General features: G+C 71.4%; 12 protein-coding genes and 1 pseudogene. 10 read left to right on the forward strand and 3 right to left on the reverse strand.

From position 1 onward, the window contains the following. The first annotated feature begins 286 nt into the window (after positions 1–286). Positions 287–1,585: a PucR family transcriptional regulator gene (locus tag ACFY5C_RS19760; protein WP_389445864.1), complete on the forward strand. Its 1,299-nt coding sequence runs from the start codon at positions 287–289 to the stop codon at positions 1,583–1,585. A gap of 8 nt (positions 1,586–1,593) precedes the next feature. Here the strand turns inward: ACFY5C_RS19760 and ACFY5C_RS19765 are convergent, their stop codons facing one another. Continuing rightward, positions 1,594–2,250: a TetR/AcrR family transcriptional regulator gene (locus ACFY5C_RS19765; protein ID WP_389445867.1), complete on the reverse strand. Its 657-nt coding sequence runs from the start codon at positions 2,248–2,250 to the stop codon at positions 1,594–1,596. A 130-nt stretch (positions 2,251–2,380) separates the two neighbouring features. On the opposite strand from ACFY5C_RS19765, the gene ACFY5C_RS19770 reads away from it, so the two are divergent. From ACFY5C_RS19770 to ACFY5C_RS19780, 3 genes are all read left to right on the forward strand, one after another. After that, the gene (locus ACFY5C_RS19770) at positions 2,381–5,605 is read left to right on the forward strand and encodes a bifunctional cytochrome P450/NADPH--P450 reductase (protein ID WP_389445869.1); all 3,225 of its coding nucleotides are present in this window, start codon (positions 2,381–2,383) and stop codon (positions 5,603–5,605) included. 134 nt (positions 5,606–5,739) lie between these two features. Then, the gene (locus ACFY5C_RS19775) at positions 5,740–6,786 is read left to right on the forward strand and encodes a zinc-binding dehydrogenase (RefSeq protein ID WP_389445872.1); all 1,047 of its coding nucleotides are present in this window, start codon (positions 5,740–5,742) and stop codon (positions 6,784–6,786) included. A gap of 189 nt (positions 6,787–6,975) precedes the next feature. Next, a complete protein-coding gene (locus ACFY5C_RS19780) occupies positions 6,976–7,599 on the forward strand; it encodes a TetR/AcrR family transcriptional regulator (RefSeq protein WP_389445875.1) in 624 nt (207 codons plus the stop codon). A 435-nt stretch (positions 7,600–8,034) separates the two neighbouring features. On the opposite strand, the gene ACFY5C_RS19785 is transcribed toward ACFY5C_RS19780, so the two are convergent. Next, on the reverse strand, positions 8,035–8,670 hold the full coding sequence (locus ACFY5C_RS19785) for a TetR/AcrR family transcriptional regulator (RefSeq protein WP_389445878.1): 636 nt from the start codon (positions 8,668–8,670) through the stop codon (positions 8,035–8,037). 137 nt (positions 8,671–8,807) lie between these two features. On the opposite strand from ACFY5C_RS19785, the gene ACFY5C_RS19790 reads away from it, so the two are divergent. From ACFY5C_RS19790 to ACFY5C_RS19815, 6 genes and pseudogenes are all read left to right on the forward strand, one after another. Beyond that, on the forward strand, positions 8,808–9,953 hold the full coding sequence (locus ACFY5C_RS19790) for a VOC family protein (RefSeq protein WP_389445880.1): 1,146 nt from the start codon (positions 8,808–8,810) through the stop codon (positions 9,951–9,953). Continuing rightward, positions 9,950–10,888, forward strand: coding sequence for a fumarylacetoacetate hydrolase family protein (locus ACFY5C_RS19795; RefSeq protein ID WP_389445883.1), 939 nt, complete (start codon positions 9,950–9,952; stop codon positions 10,886–10,888). Before ACFY5C_RS19790 ends, ACFY5C_RS19795 begins: the two co-directional genes overlap by 4 nt. After that, positions 10,885–12,507 (forward strand): bifunctional 3-(3-hydroxy-phenyl)propionate/3-hydroxycinnamic acid hydroxylase, encoded by a 1,623-nt coding sequence (locus ACFY5C_RS19800; protein ID WP_389445885.1) that lies wholly within the window; start codon positions 10,885–10,887, stop codon positions 12,505–12,507. The genes ACFY5C_RS19795 and ACFY5C_RS19800 overlap by 4 nt, the downstream gene beginning before the upstream one ends. Beyond that, positions 12,504–14,528, forward strand: coding sequence for an acetoacetate--CoA ligase (locus ACFY5C_RS19805; protein WP_389445888.1), 2,025 nt, complete (start codon positions 12,504–12,506; stop codon positions 14,526–14,528). The genes ACFY5C_RS19800 and ACFY5C_RS19805 overlap by 4 nt, the downstream gene beginning before the upstream one ends. Positions 14,529–14,691: 163 nt before the next feature. Beyond that, entirely contained in the window at positions 14,692–15,309 is a 618-nt protein-coding gene (locus ACFY5C_RS19810) for a malonic semialdehyde reductase (protein WP_389446115.1), read from the forward strand. A 197-nt stretch (positions 15,310–15,506) separates the two neighbouring features. Then, positions 15,507–15,707: pseudogene (locus ACFY5C_RS19815) on the forward strand (enoyl-CoA hydratase-related protein); the annotation flags it as partial. A 348-nt stretch (positions 15,708–16,055) separates the two neighbouring features. Here ACFY5C_RS19815 and ACFY5C_RS19820 read toward each other — a convergent pair. Continuing rightward, the gene (locus tag ACFY5C_RS19820) at positions 16,056–17,405 is read right to left on the reverse strand and encodes a diacylglycerol/lipid kinase family protein (RefSeq protein WP_389445890.1); all 1,350 of its coding nucleotides are present in this window, start codon (positions 17,403–17,405) and stop codon (positions 16,056–16,058) included. Positions 17,406–17,415 lie beyond the last annotated feature (10 nt).

A 17,415-nucleotide genomic window follows, 5' to 3' on the forward strand; every position in this document is an offset into this window, starting at 1 on the left:
CACAGACGGAGCCCCTAGCCGGCCGCCCCGAGGACAGCCGCACGGGACGGTCGGCGCTCCATGCGCTGCCCCGTGCCGCCGCGCGGAGCGAACAACCACGGCCGTGAACGGTACGACCGTCCCGGCCGGGCAGAACGCTCCTGCCTTCGGCCGTACGGCGGCGCCCGTCAGCGGCGAGGTCCGCGGCTGCTCGACGCTCCCGGGAAAGATATGGTCCCCTGGCCTGGGCGGCAGCGGTGAGCGGCCCGCCCGCCCGGCTCCCCGGCGACGGAGGGAAGCGAACGTGATGGGTCAGTGGCTCGAGTGGTTGCGGCCGGACCCCAGCCGCCCCACCGAGCCCGTCCTGTCGCCGGCCGAGCTGGCCGCGGCACGCACAGAGCTCGGCCCGGACGCGGTCGGGTGGGCGCTGCAGAACGCCGACGCGATCGCGGAGGAAGTCCTCAGGAAAGTGCCCGAGCACGGCGGCGGTCCCGCTGCCGTGACCACCCTGAGACGTGTGACCCAGTCCGCGGTGCTGACGGGCTTGTACTTGATGCGGTTCGACTTCAACGCGCCCGTACCGCCCCTAGCCGAGGAAGCACTGGAAGGATGCCGGGAGTTCGCGCGCCGCGGGATCCCGCTGGAACTCGTCCTGCGCGGAGTGCGGCTCGGTCACGCGCAGGTGACGCGCGGCCTGGCGGCAGGAGTCGAGGAGCACGTTCCGGCCGACCAGCGCCTGGGTGAGCTGCGCCGGATCGAGGACCTGATGTTCTCCTACGTCGACGCCCATTCCAGCGTGATGGCCGAGGAGTACATCGCCGAACGGGACCGCTGGCGTGGCAGTGACGAAGCCGCACGCCGCGCCGTCATCGACGAAATCCTGGCCGGACGCCCGGTCGACCAGGAGGCCGCCGCCGGAAGCCTGCGGTATGACCTGTCCCGCACGCACGTGGCCGCGGTGCTGTGGGACGACACCGCCGGCTCGGGCCCTGCTGCGGAGCGGCTGCACCACGCGGCCTCCACCCTGGCCCGCGCCCTGGAGGCGGCCAAGGCGCTCATCATCCCGGCCCACGGCCACACTGTGTGGGCCTGGTTCGCCGTCACGGGCGAACTCGCCGAAGACCGCGTCGAGCACCTGCGCAGTTCCCTGCCCGACCCGGCAGGGGTGCGGGCGGCTCTCGGCCCGCCCGCGACCGGCCCCCACGGCATGCGCCGCAGCCACCGGGGGGCGCTGCAGGCACAGCGGATGGCCTCGCACGGTACGCGTTCCTGGCTCTGCGAGTACCGGGATGTCCGCCTGGCGGCCCTCGTCACGGCTGACTCCGAACACGCCCGCTGGTTCGTACAGGAGGTGCTCGGCCCGCTCGCCTCCGAGGGCGACCGGCTGCGGGAGCTGCGCGAGACCCTGCGCGTCTACCTCGCCGAGGAACGCAGCCTCCGCACCGCGTCCGACCGCCTGCACATCGCCCGCAACACCGTCACCTACCGCGTCAAACGCGCGGAGGAACTGCTGCCCGCAACCACCACAGCGGGCAGCTCACTTGAACTGCGGGTGGCCCTCGAAATCGCGGCTGCCTCGGAGCAACGCCCATCTGCCAGCGCCTGAGTGCCCCGTCACGCCTCCTCGCGGGCCCGCGCGGGATGACCTTCGACGCCGGTGATCACGGCGTCCACCGCCCAGCCGAACATCGCGTCGAGCGCGGCTTCCGGGAGTGGGGGCGCGTCATCCCCACCTGGGCCGGTGGGCGCCGGCGGCAACCTGCTCCACCGCTGCAGTGCTCCGGTCAGCTCGCCGCCCAGTAGCCCCGTGAACACCGCGCACAGGGTGCCGGCCACGCGCGGGACCTCGGAGGTCGGCAGACCCGCGGCGGCGAGTGTCTCGGTGAGTCCTTGCCAGAAGGGGTCTTCCGGCTGGATGAAGTCGGCGCGCCCGAAGGAGTAGCCCATCAGTTTGGGGTGCTGGTGCGACAGGGCGCGGAAGTCCAGGGCCAGTTGCCGCAAGCGGTCCTGCCAGGGAGCGTCCACCCGTTCCGGGGTGCGGAACTGTGAGCCGATGCGTTCGGTCACGCCGCGCAGTACGGCGTCCTTGTTCGGCACGTGGTGGTACAGCGACATCGGGTTCGCGTCCAGGGCGGTGGCGAGCTTGCGCATGGTCAGCGCCTCGACCCCGTCGGCGTCGATGAGTTCCAGCGCCTTGGCGTAGATGCCGTCCTTGGTGAGCGGTACGTCCCTCTTCCTCGTCCCTCGGGGCGCCTTCTTTTGAGTTTCCATACGGCGTATGGTACCACTGAAGGCAGTTCCATACAGCGTATGGAAATCGGGGGTCCGCTGTCCGTGGCGGCCTCACCCGCATGCACAGCGCTCTTGCCCCTCCCCCCTCTCCGCGCAAAAGGAGTACGCCATGACCCGGCAACCCGTGACCGACGCAAGCGCCATACGGTCCCCGGGCGGGATCCCGATCCTCGGCGACACCCCGCAGATCCCCGACACGAACCCGGTCGCGTATTTCGCGGAGCTGTCCAAGCAGTTCCCCGAGGGCATCTTCAGCCTGGACCTCGGCGGCCGGGAGAACGTCTTCGTCTACGACCCGGACCTGGTCACCGAGGTTTCCGACGAGACGCGTTTCGGGAAGCCGATCCTGGCGCCGCTGTCCCACGTCCGGGACTACACCGGCACCGGCCTGTTCACGGCCCATGAGGAGGACGACGGCGACCTCTGGGGCATGGCGCACCGGATCCTCATGCCGGCCTTCAGCCAGCGGGCCATGAAGAACTACTACGGGCAGATGCTGGAGATCGCACAGAACCTGGTGGGCAAGTGGGAGCGCAGGGCAGGTCAGCCGGTGGCCATCACCGATGACTACACGCGGCTGACACTGGACACCATCGCTCTGTCCGGGTTCGGCTACCGGTTCGACTCCTTCGAGGAGGAGGAGCTGCACCCCTTCCTTAACGCGCTGCTGGAGGCGCTGACGGAGTCGATGCGGCGCACGGGCGAGCTGCCGGAGATGACCGCGCTGCGCGAGGACGACGACAAGAAGTACCGCGAGAACATCCAGGTGATGCGCGACCTGGTCGAGCATGTGATCAAGGAGCGCCGCCAGGGCAAGAGCAGCGGTGAGGGCGACCTGCTGGGTCTGATGCTGGAGGCCACCGACCCGGAGACCGGCAAGCCGCTGGACGACGACAACGTCCGCGACCAGGTGGTGACGTTCCTGATCGCCGGTCACGAGACGACCAGTGGTCTGCTGTCGTTCGCGACGTACTCGCTGATGCGCAACCCGCACGTGCTGGCCCAGGCCTACGCGGAGATCGACCGGGTCATGCCGGGTGACACCGCGCCGGACTACGACACGATCATGAAGCTGGACGTCATCCCGCGCATCCTGGAGGAGACCCTGCGCCTGTGGGCACCGATCCCGCAGATCATGAAGGCGCCGCTTCAGGACACCGTCCTCGGCGGCCGCTACGAGCTGAAGCAGGGCACGCAGACGAACCTGCTGATGGGTCCGCTGCACACACACCCCAAGGCCTGGGACCGGCCGCAGGAGTTCGACATCGACCGGTGGCTGCCGGAGAACCGGGAGCAGCACCACCCCCACGCCTACAAGCCGTTCGGCAATGGCCGACGTGCCTGCATCGGCCGCCAGTTCGCCCTCACCGAGGCCCGTCTGGCCCTGGCGCTGGTGCTGCAGAAGTTCAAGTTCTCCGACGTCAGCGACTACCGGATGGACGTGCGGGAGGCGCTTACGCGTAAGCCCGGCGACTTCGAGCTGGTCGTGCGGACCCGTCAGGAGCACGAGCGGACCGTCTTCAGCGTCGCGGACGTGCAGGGCGACGATGCCGAGCAGCAGGCCGCGGTCAGCGGCGTCGGCGTGAACCTGACCGTCGCCTACGGCTCCAGCCTGGGCTCCTGTGAGGACCTGGCGCGCACGATCGCCGATCGCGGTGAGCGTTCCGGGTTCGGCACCACCCTGACGAGCCTGGACGAGCTGGGCGACCACCTGCCCACCGAGGGCCTGCTCGTGGTCGTCGCCGCCAGCTACAACGGCAGGGCACCTGACAACGCTCAGCGCTTCGACGACCTGCTCGCCGCCGGTCTGCCGGAAGGGTCGCTGAAGGATGTGCGGTTCGCGCTGCTGGGTGCCGGTAACACCCAGTGGGTGGCCACCTATCAGGCCTTCCCGAAGCGGGTCGAGGAAGGTCTGCTGGCCGCCGGCGCCACCCCCTTCGTCGAGCGCGGCATCGCCGATGCGGCCGGTGACTTCGACGGCATGGCGAGCCGCTGGATGGACGGCCTGTGGGCCACCCTGGCCGAGGAGTACGCCGCCGACACCTCCGACGCGGGTGGACCGCGCTACGAGGTGCGGCTGCTGACCGAGGCGGACGTGCGCCCGGCGATCGTCTCCGAGCAGGCCTACCCGCTGACCGTGGTGGCCAACGAGGAACTCGTCAGCGACGCCACCGGTCTGTGGGACTTCCAGATCGAGCCGCCGCGCCCGTCCGCGAAGTCCATCACCATCGAGCTGCCCGACGGTGTCACCTACGACACCGGAAACCACCTCGCGGTCTTCGCCAAGAACGAGCCCGCGCTGGTCGACCGTGCCCTCGCACGCCTCGGCGTCGACCGCGACCAGGTGCTCCGCCTCGACCAGCCCGCCGGCGGCCGGACCCACCTGCCGGTGGGCACGCCCGTCACCGCCGGGCTGCTGCTCACCGAGTTCCTGGAACTGCAGGACGTGGCCACCCGCGCCCAGATCCGGACCCTGGCCGAGCACACCCAGTGCCCTTGGACCCGGCCGCAGTTGGAGGCGTACACCGCCGACACCGAGGAAGCCGAAGAGCTGTACCAGAAGGAGATCCTCGGCAAGCGGGTCTCGGTGCTGACCCTCCTGGAGCGCCTCCCGGCGGTCGAACTGCCGCTGGCGGTCTTCCTGGAGATGACGGGCCCGATCCGTCCCCGCTTCTACTCCATCTCCTCCGCCCCGCAGGCCAACCCGCGCCAGGTCCGCCTGACCGTCGGCCTCCTCGAGGGACCGGCCCTTTCCGGTGACGGCCGGTACCGGGGCACCTGCTCCTCATACATCGCAGGCCTCGAGCCCGGAGACGTCGTCTACGGCTACGTACGCGTGCCCTCCCCGACCTTCGCCCCGCCGGCCGACCCCACGACGCCGCTGATCCTCATCGGTCCCGGCACCGGCATCGCGCCGCTGCGCGGCTTCCTGGAGGAGCGCGCCGGGCAGCACGAGAACGGCACGAAGGTCGGCCTGTCCCAGGTCTTCGTCGGCTGCCGGCACCCGGAGCACGACTACTTCTACCGGGGCGAGATGGAGGCGTGGGAGCGGTCCGGCATCGCGCGGCTCCACACGGCCTTCTCCGCGGTGACCGGCCACCCGGACCGGTTCGTGCAGAACGCCCTCGCAGGCGCCGCCGACGAGGTGTGGCAGGCCATCGAGGACGGCGCGTACATCTACGTCTGCGGCGACGGCCGCCGCATGGCACCCGCCGTCCGCGAAGCCCTGGGCGCGATCTACCGCAAGCGGACCGGCAGCGACGACGAGGCCGCCCAGCAGTGGCTCGCCCAGCTCGAAGCCGACGAGCGCTACCAGCAGGACGTCTTCGCCTGACCCCCCCATACGCCGGGAGGCGCGCGGCACCCCTCCCATGCCGTACGCCTCCCGGTCACCACCCAGCTCAGGAAAAACCCGGCACCCGTCGGCGCGAACCGCCGGCCAGTGTCATCCACAGAAAGCAGATCCGCATGGACACCATGCTCGCCGGACGCTTCTACGTCGACAGCAGGAAGTTCCTCGTCGAAGAGGTCCCCGTCCCCGTACCCGGTCCGGGCGAGGTCCTCGTCGAGGTCAAGGCCGCGGGCGTCTGCCTCTCGGACGTCCACCTGCTCGACGGCACCCTCCCCCCGCTGTTCCTCGAATCCGACGCGGTCACCGTCGGCCACGAGGTCTCCGGTGTGGTCCACACCCTCGGCCCCGACCTCAGGCGAGGCCTGACCGTCGGCACCCGCGTCACCCTGGAGGCCGGCAAGAGCTGCAACCGCTGCGCCGACTGCGCACGCCACCGCCCCTGCTCCCAGATCCGTACCGCCGGCATCGACTACGACGGCGGCTGGGCCCAGTACATGGTCACCCCAGAGGAGACCCTCGTCCCCATCCCCGACAGCCTCCCGTTCGACCAGGCGGCGATCATCCCTGACGCGGTCTCGACCCCGTACGCCGCTGTCGTCGCCACGGCAGGCGTCCGTCCCGCCCAGTCCGTCGGTGTCTGGGGTGTGGGAGGGGTCGGCGCGCACAACGTGCGTCTCGCCCGCCTGGTCGGCGCCGCGCCGATCATCGCGATCGACCCGCTTCCCAGCGCCCGCGAGCGCGCCCTGGCCTTTGGCGCCGACCTGGCCCTGGACCCGACCGCCCCCGACTTCGCCGAGCAGGTCCGCGCGGCCACCGGCGGCAAGGGCCTGGACTTCGCGTTCGACTGCGCCGGCGTGCCCGCCGTCCGCGAGCAGGCCGCCGGGGTGCTCGGCCGCGGGGGCTGCCTGATCCTGGTCGGCATCACGCCCCGGCCGCTCACCATCACCGAGGGCCTCACCTTCAACTACATGATGAAGCAGGTGCGCGGCCACTACGGCGCCACTCCCGAGGGTGTCGTCGAGCTGGTGCGGCTGGCCTCCAGCGGACGCCTCGACCTGGCCCCTTCCATCACCGACCACCTCCCGCTCGCCGACGCCGCCGACGCCGTCCACCGGCTGGAGAACAAGATCGGCGACCCGATCCGCCTCATCCTCGTCCCCTGACGTCTGATCAGTAGGACACAAAGCCACCCCGGGCAGGGGTGAGTGGGCGCCGGTGCTCGAGGGTGCACCGGCGCCCACGTTTTCCCGGCACCCCGGGCCACGCGGATGCCACACCCACCCGTCCGTCTCCCGCAGAGCGCAGGCCGCGGGACCTGCCCGCACCTGATCCGGCAGAGGGGAGTCATGCAGATGACCGCAGTCCTGGGCCACTCTCCGCGGCGCAGCAATGCCCGCTCGAACCGCACACGCATCCTCGCGACCGCCCGGCAGCAACTACTGGACCACCCCGACGCGAGTCTCGACAGCATCGCTCAGGCGGCCGGCGTCGTGCGCCGCACTCTCTACGGACACTTCTCCAACCGGCAAGCGCTGGTCGCCGCCTTGACGCAGGAAGCAGGCCAAGCGCTCCAACAGGCGCTCACCGCAGCCCGTATGCCGGGTGATGACCCGCTGGAAGCGATGGCGCGGATGGCCCTGGCGGCCTGGGCCGTGGGCGACCACTACCGCATGCTCGTCTCCTTGGAGAGCCGCCATCCGGAAGAAGAGTCCATACGCGCCGCCCTGGCACCGGCCCGCGAGGAAGCCGGCGCAACCCTGCAACGGGGGCAGGACGAAGGTGTGTTCGCGGACCATGTCCCCGCGCCCGTCCTCGCCCCGGCGCTGGAAGCGCTGATGCTGGCCCTCGCCGAGGCGAACGCGGCGGCCACCTGGGCGGACCCCAGGGGTGAGGCTGCGACGATCGAGCTGCTCGCCGCCGCCGGTGTGGCACCGCGGGTGGCTGCTCTGCGCGTTCGGGACGTTCTGCGTCGCTGAGCGCGGCCCTCGCGAGACAGGCATCGAGCCGAGGCGGATCGAACCGCCTCGGCTCGATGCCGAAGAGTATGGCGCTGATGTGCTCGGCGACGTTCGCACGCGTCATCTCTGCGATGTCCGGCTCGTCCCAGAGCTCGGGGACTTCGCTCCGCAGGCACTGTTCTACGTCGTGGACCAGCTCGTCCGCTCGCGGGCTGAGTTCATGCGCGGCACGGGACTGAAGGCTGTCCGCGGTGAGCTCCCCACTGACGACGGGATGCCGTCGGGTCGACCGCGACCCCTCGGCCGGCCGTAATTCGCTGCGCGAAATCCGGCAGCCGGCCCGGCACACGGCCCGGCACACGGGCCGGCTGGTTCCGCGCGGCCGTCGGCGGACGGCGTAGCGCCCACGGCCTTCCGGTGTCCATGAGGCCCGGCGCAGCCGGGTGCTCCGGGTCAGCCGAGGTCGGGCAACGGCCGGTGGGTGACGTCGTGGGCCTCGTCCGGGGGGACTCCGAGCATGCGCAGAACCATCTCGGCCAGGCCCGAGGCGGCCTCCTCGCCGTCGAGGTCCGGGTGGGCCAGCCTCAGCGCGACGAGGGAGATCAGGGTGCCGCCCACGGCGGACAGGGCGAGGGTCGCGTTGGTGCAGGTGAAGCGGGTCGAGGCGATGCCGAGCTCCAGGTCGCGCAGTGCTCGTGCGGCCAGGCCCCGGCCGCTGTGGATCTCGCCCAGACCGCGATCACGCAGGATCCGCATCAGTTCCGGGTGGGAGTCGGCCATCCGGGCGGTGAGCCGGAAGCCTGCCGCGACGAGCTCGGCCGGGTCCTCGATCCCCCGCACGCGTTCGTCGATGGCCTGCCCGAACTCCTCCAAGGCGTCGGTCACGGCGGCATCGAACAGCTCTGTCTTCGACTCGAAGTGGTTGTAGAAGGATCCGCTGCCCACGTCGGCGCGCTCGGCGATCGCCTGGACGCTGGGGCTGATCTCCCTGGTCTCCGCGAGGATCTGCCGGGCCGCACGGATGAGCGCCTGACGGGTCTCCGCGCGGCGCCGTTCGAAGCGGTTCTTGGGTGGGGCTGACATCGGCATACGGCCAGTCTACCAACCTTTGTGACGAAATCCGCATCACTGACGATTCTCTCAACTTTTTAAGGTTTGCCTATTGACGATGGGATTCGGCAAAGCTGAAGATTTCTTCATTACGGCAGTGTTGCTTGGAGGGCACCATGTCCCACACCCCCGTTAACAGGGCCGATCCACAGACGCCCCATCAAGATCTCCACAGTGAGCAGGGCGGCCTGCGGGGCGAGCACCCCGGGCGTGCTCGCAATCCCGTGGTCAAGGTGGCGGACCTGGCCTGGCTGGAGTTCGAGAAGCCGGACCTGGACCGGGCCGAGGCGTTCGCGCGTGACTTCGGCTTCGCGACCGCAGCCCGCACCGAGCGGGAACTGTGGCTGCGCGGCACCTTCGCGGGCTCACCGTGCATGGTCATCCGGCGTGGACCCGTGTCCCGCTTCATCGGTCCGGCGTTCCGCGCGGCCGAGTCCGCCGACCTGGACCGGCTGGCCCGTGTCACCGGCAGCACCGTCCGGGACATCGACGTACCGGGTGGCGGCCGGTCGGTCACCCTGCTCGACCCCTCGGGATTCCCGGTCCGGGTCGTCCACTGCGCCGAACAACTGCCCCTGCTGCCCGGGCAGCAGCCGCTGGTCCTCAACTTCGGCACCGATCAGCGCCGTACGAATGTCACCCAGCGTCCGCCCCGCGAGCCGTCGCGGATTCAGCGGCTGGGCCATGTGGTGCTGGAGACCAGGGTCTTCGCCCGCACCCTGAACTGGTACCTGGACACCCTCGGCATGATCGTGTCCGACTTCCTGTTCCTGGACGGGCAGCGCGATCGGGGGCCGACCATGGCCTTCGTCCGCTGCGACCAGGGCAGCCTGGCCGTGGACCACCACACCCTCGCACTGCACCTGGGGCCGGGCACCGGCTACGTCCACTCGGCCTACCAGGTCACCGACCTCGACTCGATCGCCGCCGGCGGCGAGTATCTGAAGGAGCGCGGTTACCAGCGCAGCTGGGGGATCGGCCGGCACATCCAGGGCAGCCAGCTCTTCGACTACTGGCGCGACCCCGACCACTTCATGCTGGAGCACTTCGCCGACGGCGACCTGTTCTCCTGCGACGTCGAGCCCGGCTGGGCACCGATGTCGGCGAGCGGCCTGGCCCAGTGGGGTCCGCCGGTCACCCGCGACTTCCTGGGCACCAACCCGTCTCCCGCCAAACTCCGCGAGGTCATGACGGCCCTGCGCGGCGACAACGAACTGGACCCCGCCCGCCTGCTGGGCCTGATGAAAGCGATGAGCTCATGAGCACCAACGTTCTGCGCACTTCCGACGGCTGGTGGGTCGTCAGGGACGAGCGTGCCGTCCGTGTCGAGACCAAGGCGGTCACCACCGCCGAGCTGCTCGCCGACCGGGATGCGGTCCGCGCGGCCGCCGCCTCCGCCGAGAGCGGCACGCCCGTCATCGACCTCGTGGCCCTGCCTCCGGTCACCACCCCCTGCCGGGTGGTCGCCCAGATGGTCAACTACCGCAGCCACGCCCGCGACTCGGGGTTCACCGGCGACATCCCGCCCACCTTCTTCCGCAAGGCGTCCGGCTCGGTCAGCGGCCCGCACGAGGCGATCGTCCGCCCCGCGCACGTGAAGTTCCTCGACTACGAGGTGGAACTCGGCCTCGTCATGGGCGCGACGCTGCCCGTGGGGACCGTGGTGGAGGAGCGGGACCTGCCGCGTTACGTCGCCGGGCTCGTCCTGACCAACGACGTCAGTGCTCGCGACGTCCAGCTGACCAAGACCCAGTTCTACGAGAGCAAGTCCTACCCGACCTTCACACCGACGGGGCCGTACCTGGCCCTGCTGGAGCCCGAGGACTTCGACCATCTGCTCAACCTGCGGCTCAGGCTGTCGGTCAACGGCGAACCGCGCCAGGACCGCACGCTCGCCGACATGATCGTACGGCCCGCGCAGGCACTCACCCTGCTCGCCCGCTTCCAGACCCTCGACCCGGGCGACCTGCTGCTGACCGGCACCCCCGGCGGCACGGCTCTCAAGGCCCCGCCCAAGCCGGTCGAGAAGATCGGTGCGCTGCTGCCTCCGGCGCTGAAGTGGAAGGCGTTCTTCAACGGCCAGGCCAAGAACCCCCACTACCTGCGCGACGGTGACCTCATCACCGCCACGATCACCACCCCGGACGGACGGATCGACCTGGGCGAGCAGCGGACCGCCGTGGCGGACGCCGGATGAGCGCCGCATCCCGGACGCCGGTGGTGATCATCGGCGCGGGACCCGTGGGAGTCATGGCCGCCCTCCTGCTCGCCAGGTATGGAGTGCCCAGCCTCGTCCTGGAACGTCACCGGGACGTCTACCCCCTGCCGCGCGCCGTGGTGGTGGACGACGAGGTCCGCCGCATCCTGCAGAGTGTCGGCGTCCACGAGGAGTTCGCCGCCCTCGCCCGCCCGGCGCGCGGGCTGCGGCTGCTGGACGCCCGGCACCGCGTGCTCGCCGAGTTCTCGCGGTCCCTGGACGGACACCACGGCTTCCCGCAGACCAGCATGTTCGACCAGCCGGAGCTGGAGCGCCTGCTGCGCGACGCCCTGGAACGCCGCCCGGAGTGCGAGCTGCGGGGCGGGGTGGAGGTCGTGTCCGTCAGCCGGTTCGGCAGCGGGGCCGGCCCCGTCCGGGTCACCTTCCGGCGCGAAGGCAGCGCCGAGGAGGAGCACGTATGGGCCGATGCCGTCCTCGGCTGCGACGGCGCGGGCAGTGTCACCCGCGACGCCATCGGTGCCGTATGGGAGGACCTGCACTTCGAGGAGAGCTGGCGGGTCATCGACGTGCGCACCAGCCTCCCGGTGCGGACCTGGGAGGGCGCCGAGCAGATCTGCTGCCCCACCCGGCCGGCCACCTTCATGCGCGTCGGCGAGGACCGCTACCGCTGGGAGTTCCGGCTGGCCGAGGGCGAGTCGCTGGACGGCCCGGGCGGGCTGGAACGCCTGCGGGAACTGGTCGCCCCCTGGGTGGACCTGCCGCGTGATGCCTCACCGAACGCCGACTTCGAGGTGGTCCGGCAGGCGCAGTACACCTTCCGTGCCCGCCTCGCCGACCGATGGCGCCGAGGACGCGTCTTCCTGCTGGGCGACGCTGCCCACCTCACCCCGCCCTTCGTCGGTCAGGGCCTGTGCGCGGGCCTGCGCGACGCCCACAACCTGACCTGGAAGCTCGCCCGGGCGCTCCGACAAGGCGCGGGCGACGAGCTGCTGGACACCTACGAGCGTGAGCGCAAGCCGCACGCCCGCCACGTCATCCGCGTCGCGGTCGCCGTCGGCTGGGCCATGACCGGCGGACAGGACCGCGCGGCGGCATTCCGCCGGACCGTCGTGGGCGCCGCCTGCCGCATCCCCGGCGTGACCGCCGCGGTCAGCCGCGACCTCAGCCCCGCCCTGACCGCCGGCCCGCTGGTCCGCCGGCGCGCCCGGCTGACCGGTCGCGCCCTGGCAGGAACGTTCTGCCCCCAGCCCCAGGCGATCATCGACGGCCGACGAGTACGCCTCGATGACGTGCTCGGGGAATCCTTCGCCGTCCTGACCGCCGTCGCACCCACCGCGCAGATGACGGCCGTGGCCACTGCACTGGGCGCACCCACCATCCGCGTCGGCGACCTGGGCGACGACGGCACCGTGGCGGCCTGGCTGGCGAGCGGCCGGGCGGACGCCGTCCTGCTGCGCCCCGACCGGGTCGTCCTGGACACCGTCCCCGCCGGCACCGGCGACTTCACGGACACCGCCGCCTGGGCACCGCTGCTGCACACCGCCCGCCGCCCCACCGAGGACCTGCCCGGCCCCCTGCCGAGGAGCGCCACACGATGAACACCCCGCACCCCAAGCCGTACCCGGAGCCCTTCCTCACGCCCCACCCGGAGGTGGCCGCAGGCAGCCGCATCGCAGACTTCGCCCGCTGGGCGGCCCGGCAACAGGGCGCCGAAGTGACCTGGACCCAGGACCCCACCGACTACCAAGCCCTCCACACCTGGTCGGTCACCGACCTGGAAGGGTTCTGGGCCGCGGTGTGGAAGTACTTCGCCGTCGACGCGGCGACCCCGTACGAGCGGGTCCTGGCCGAGGAGACCATGCCCGGCGCCCGCTGGTTTCCCGGCGCCAGTCTGAACTACGCCCATCACGCGCTGCGCAATCTGGGTCCGGACGCCCCCGCGATCACCGCGCTGGACGAGACCGGCTCCGGCTACGAGATCACGGGCCGTCAGCTGCGCGCCCGGGTCGCATCCGTCGCGGCCACCCTGCGCGAGCTGGGCGTCGGGCAGGGTGACCGGGTGGTGGGCTACCTGCCCAACACACCCCACGCCATCATCGCCTTCCTGGCCACCGCCAGCCTGGGCGCGGTGTGGTCGGTGTGCGGTCAGGACTACGCCCCCAAGGCCGCCGCCGACCGGTTCGCCCAGCTCCGGCCCACCGTCCTCGTGACCGCGGACGGCTACCTCTTCAACGGCACCCGGCACGACCGCCGCGCCGCCGCGCTCGAACTGGCGGGCGCGCTTCCGACGCTGAAGGCCACGCTGTGCGTGGACCACCTCGGCCTTGCCCGGCCCGGAACCCGGCACGCGACGCTGACGATTCCCTGGGAGGACGCGGCCGGCCGCACCGAGTACCTCACCTTCGAACCGGTGCCGTTCGACCATCCCCTGTGGGTCGTCTTCTCCTCCGGCACCACCGGCCTGCCCAAGGGCATCGTCCACGGCCACGGCGGCGTCCTGCTCGAACACCTCAAGATCCTCGGGCTGCACTGCGACCTCGGCCTCGGCGACCGCCTCCTGTGGTACACCACCACGCACTGGATGATGTGGAACCTGGTCGTCTCCACCCTGCTGACCGGTGCCACCACCTGCACCTACGACGGCAGCCCGGGCCCCACTGCGCGACCCGACGTCCTGTGGGAGCTGGCGGCCCGCCACAAGGTCACCGTCTTCGGCACCAGCCCCCAGTACCTGCTGGCCATGTCCAAGCTGGGCATCGAACCCTCCGCGCACGACCTGTCCGCCATCCGCGTCGTCGGCTCCACCGGCTCCACTCTGCCCGCCTCCGCCTACCCCTGGGTCCGCGACCACGTGGGCCCCGGCATCCAGCTGGCCTCCACCAGCGGCGGCACGGACGTCGTCTCCGGCTTCGCAGGCAGCGCCCCCACGACCCCCGTCTGGGCGGGCGAACTGTCCGCGGCCAACCTGGGCGTGGCGCTGGCCGCCTACGACGCCCACGGCACGCCGGTCCGCGACCAGGTCGGCGAACTCGTCGTCACCCGGCCCATGCCCTCCATGCCGCTGTACTTCTGGAACGATCCCGACGGCACCCGCTACCGCGACGCCTACTTCGCCGCCTACCCGGGCGTCTGGCGACACGGCGACTGGATCACCCACACCTCCCACGGCTCGGTGATCGTCCACGGCCGCTCCGACGCCACCCTCAACCGCAACGGCGTACGCCTCGGCAGCGCCGACATCCACGAGGTCGTCGAACGCCTCCCCGAGATCACCGAGGCCCTCGTCATCGGCGCGGAGGAACCCGACGGCGGCTACTGGATGCCCCTGTTCGTCGTCCCCGCGCCCGGCATCACCGTGGACGACGCCCTGCGCGCCCGGATCCGCGACGCCATCCGTACCGGCGCCTCACCCCGCCACGTCCCCGACGAGATCATCGCCGTACCGGCCGTCCCGCGCACGAAGACCGGCAAGAAGCTCGAAGTTCCCGTCAAGCGCCTCCTCCAAGGCGTCCCCGCCGAGCAGGTCCTCAATCCCGCGGCGGTCGACGACCCGGAACTCATCCACTTCTACGCCCAGCTGGGCGTAGAGCGAAGCAGGCGGTCACCACACCTGACATGACCGCCGACCAGGGACCACCGGGGCCCACAGGCCCAGGTGGCAGCACCGGGATTCAGCTTGACGCCCAGTGCCGCAAACGCTGTCCCGCCGAGTGGTGCCGGGGCGGAGACCCCGCCCCGGCAGCACACCATCCGCACATCGAAGTAAGAGAGAAACCGTGAGCATCACCGACCGCGAACCGCAGGCCCTCGACGTCCTCGACGACACCGGGCGCAAGCTGCTGTTCACCGACGCCCGCACCGCAAACACGTTCGCGCCGCAGCCCGTCGGCGAGGACGAACTCGCCATGATCTGGGAACTCGCCCGCTGGTCGCCGAGCGCCGCCAACGGACAGCCTCTGCGCGTGCTCTTCGTACGCACCCCCGAGGGCAAGGAGCGCCTAGTCCGGCAGCTGGACGACGGCAACAAGGCCAAGACGCTCAGTGCGCCGGCCGTGGCGGTGCTGGCCTACGACGCCGACTTCCACGAGCAGATGCCGACGGTCTTTCCGGCCCGCGGTGAGATGCTGCGCGCGGCGTTCGCAGAGCAGACCAAGAAGCGCGAGGGCATCGCCGCCTACAACTCGGCTCTGCAGACCGGGGTCTTCCTGCTCGCGGTCCGCGCGGCCGGGCTTGCGGCCGGTCCGATGGCGGGCTTCGACCGGGCCGGCGTGGACAAGGAGTTCTTCGCCGACACCAGCTGGCGCTCGCACCTGGTCGTCAACATCGGCCACCCCGGGGACAGCCCGTGGTTCCCGCGCCTGCCTCGCGTCCCCGTCGAGGACGCCATCGCCTGGGCCTGACAGCGCCGCTGCCGCCGAAGGGCCATGCCTCGGGCGCCGGTGCTCTCCTGAGTGCCGGTGCCCTGGTGCCGACGGCGGCTCCTGGATGCCCTGTTCGCCGGTCCGCACCCGGCCGGGCACCACGCCAGGGCTACGCCTTGGGCGACCGGGCCGATGCCCTGGGGCCGGGCGCACAGGCGGGGCCGAGGACGAAGCTCATGCGGGAGGTCCGACGCCTCCAGGCTGCCGTCACCTCGGTCGCCGTGTGCCGCAAGCCCGTGGTGGCCGCGGTCGCCGGCTGGTGTGTGGGCGGCGGCGTGGACCTCATCAGCGCGGCAGACAGACGACTCGCGAGCGCCGATGCCCGGTTCAGCATCCGTGAAGTACGCCTGGCGATCGTCGCCGACGTCGGCAGCCTGCACCGCCTCGCCGGCGTGATCGGCGAAGGGAGCCTGCGGGAACTCGCCCTGACAGGAGGGATTTCGACGCACCCGAGGCCCAGCGGACCGGTCTCGTCAGCCGAGTCCACCCGGACCAGGGCACGCTGCTCGGCGCAGCTCGCGGGTTGGCAGCCGACATCGCCGCCAACCCGCCCCTGGCCGTACAGGCCTGCCGGAGGCGATGAACGCTTTCATGGAACGCCGGCCTGGCCGGTACAAGGGCAGGTGACCGGGACCCTCCTTCGATCTGCACCGCCGTGCCACATCCGTGCGGGTGGCGAGCGCCCACCACTGACGCTGTACCGAAGGAGCAACTGGAAGTCCTCGTCACAAGTGACCCTGCCGGTGCACCGCCGTGCGTCCCACCGTCGCCGCCAGTTTGCGCAGCCGGCGCCAGTCCAGGCGCGGGCCGCGCTGGGGGACGCCGGGGCGTCTGCGGGGGACGCGGACGCGGAGGGCGCCGGCGGTGATGCGGATGTGGACCGGGGTGGGCAGGACGAGGGCCTCGCCGTCGATGCCGGCCTCGATCTCCTCGCGGTCGGCCTCGACGACCACCTCGGTCGCGGTCAGGATGGTCAGGCCGGGCGGCGCCGGGTCGAGGAGCAGTGCGGCGGCCTCGGCCGCGCTGTCCACCCTGATGCCGAGGACACCGAGAACGGCGGCGTCGAGGCGGTCGCGGCGCCCGAGCCCGAAGGGGTCGTCCGTGCGGTAGGGGTTGTTGCTGACCAGCACGGCATGCGGAGCGTCGAGCGTGGTGCCCGCCGCCCGGACGGTCAGCAGCGGGCCCTGCTGGCGGGTGAGCAGATCGGGCAGCAGCTCCAGGCTGGTGCCGATCTTGTCGTCGCGGTAGCCGGGGCTCTGCACGATGGCCGCGTACGCACCGAAGGAGGCGTTGTTGACGAACGCCCGGCCGTTGGCGAAGCCGAGATCGACGCGCAGTTCCACACCGTCGACGAGAGCGTCGAGACAGGCGGCTGGGTCCTCGCGGTCGAGGCCGAGGTCCATCGCGAAGTGGTTGCGGGTGCCGGCGCTGATCACCAGGAACGGGATGTCGTACGCGGCGGCGACGGCCGCGACCAGCGCCTGGGTGCCGTCCCCGCCCGCGACCCCCAGCAGATCCGCGCCGTCCGAAACGGCCTTGCGGGCCAGGGCGGTGACGTCCTGATGCTCCTCGGGGTCGAGGAGGACGACCTCGGCGCCGAGCCGTTCTGCCTTCTCCCTGAGCGCGAAGCGGTCCACCTTCCCGCCGCCCGAGCGAGGGTTCATGATCAGGACCGCCCGCCGCGGCGGCGCCGCCTTGCGCCCGCGCATCACCCGCACCCGTGGGCTGCCCGTGCCCCGCAGCGCGTACCTGCCGCTCCACACGGCCACCGTCCACAGCGCCACGGACGCCGGCAGCGCCCAGAACAAGTTGGCTGCGAACAGTACGAGCACGACGGCCGGTACGGCCAGGGCCACGACGCCCGCCACCCAGCGCACCGGTCCGCGCAGCGTCAGCGTCCACCACACCGCGATCGCGCTGACCCCCAGGCCCGCCGCGCCGGCCACCAGCAGCACAACGCCGCCGACACCGCCGTAGGCGAGCGGCACGAGCACCGCGAGCCCAGCGGCGGCCAGCGCGGCCCGAGCCGCCCACCGCTGCCCCCGGTAAGCCCGTTCGCTCAGGTCCAGGCCCATGCGTCCTCCC

The sequence above is a fragment of the Streptomyces sp. NPDC012935 genome (assembly GCF_042900345.1).
In the GTDB taxonomy this organism is placed as follows: domain Bacteria; phylum Actinomycetota; class Actinomycetes; order Streptomycetales; family Streptomycetaceae; genus Streptomyces.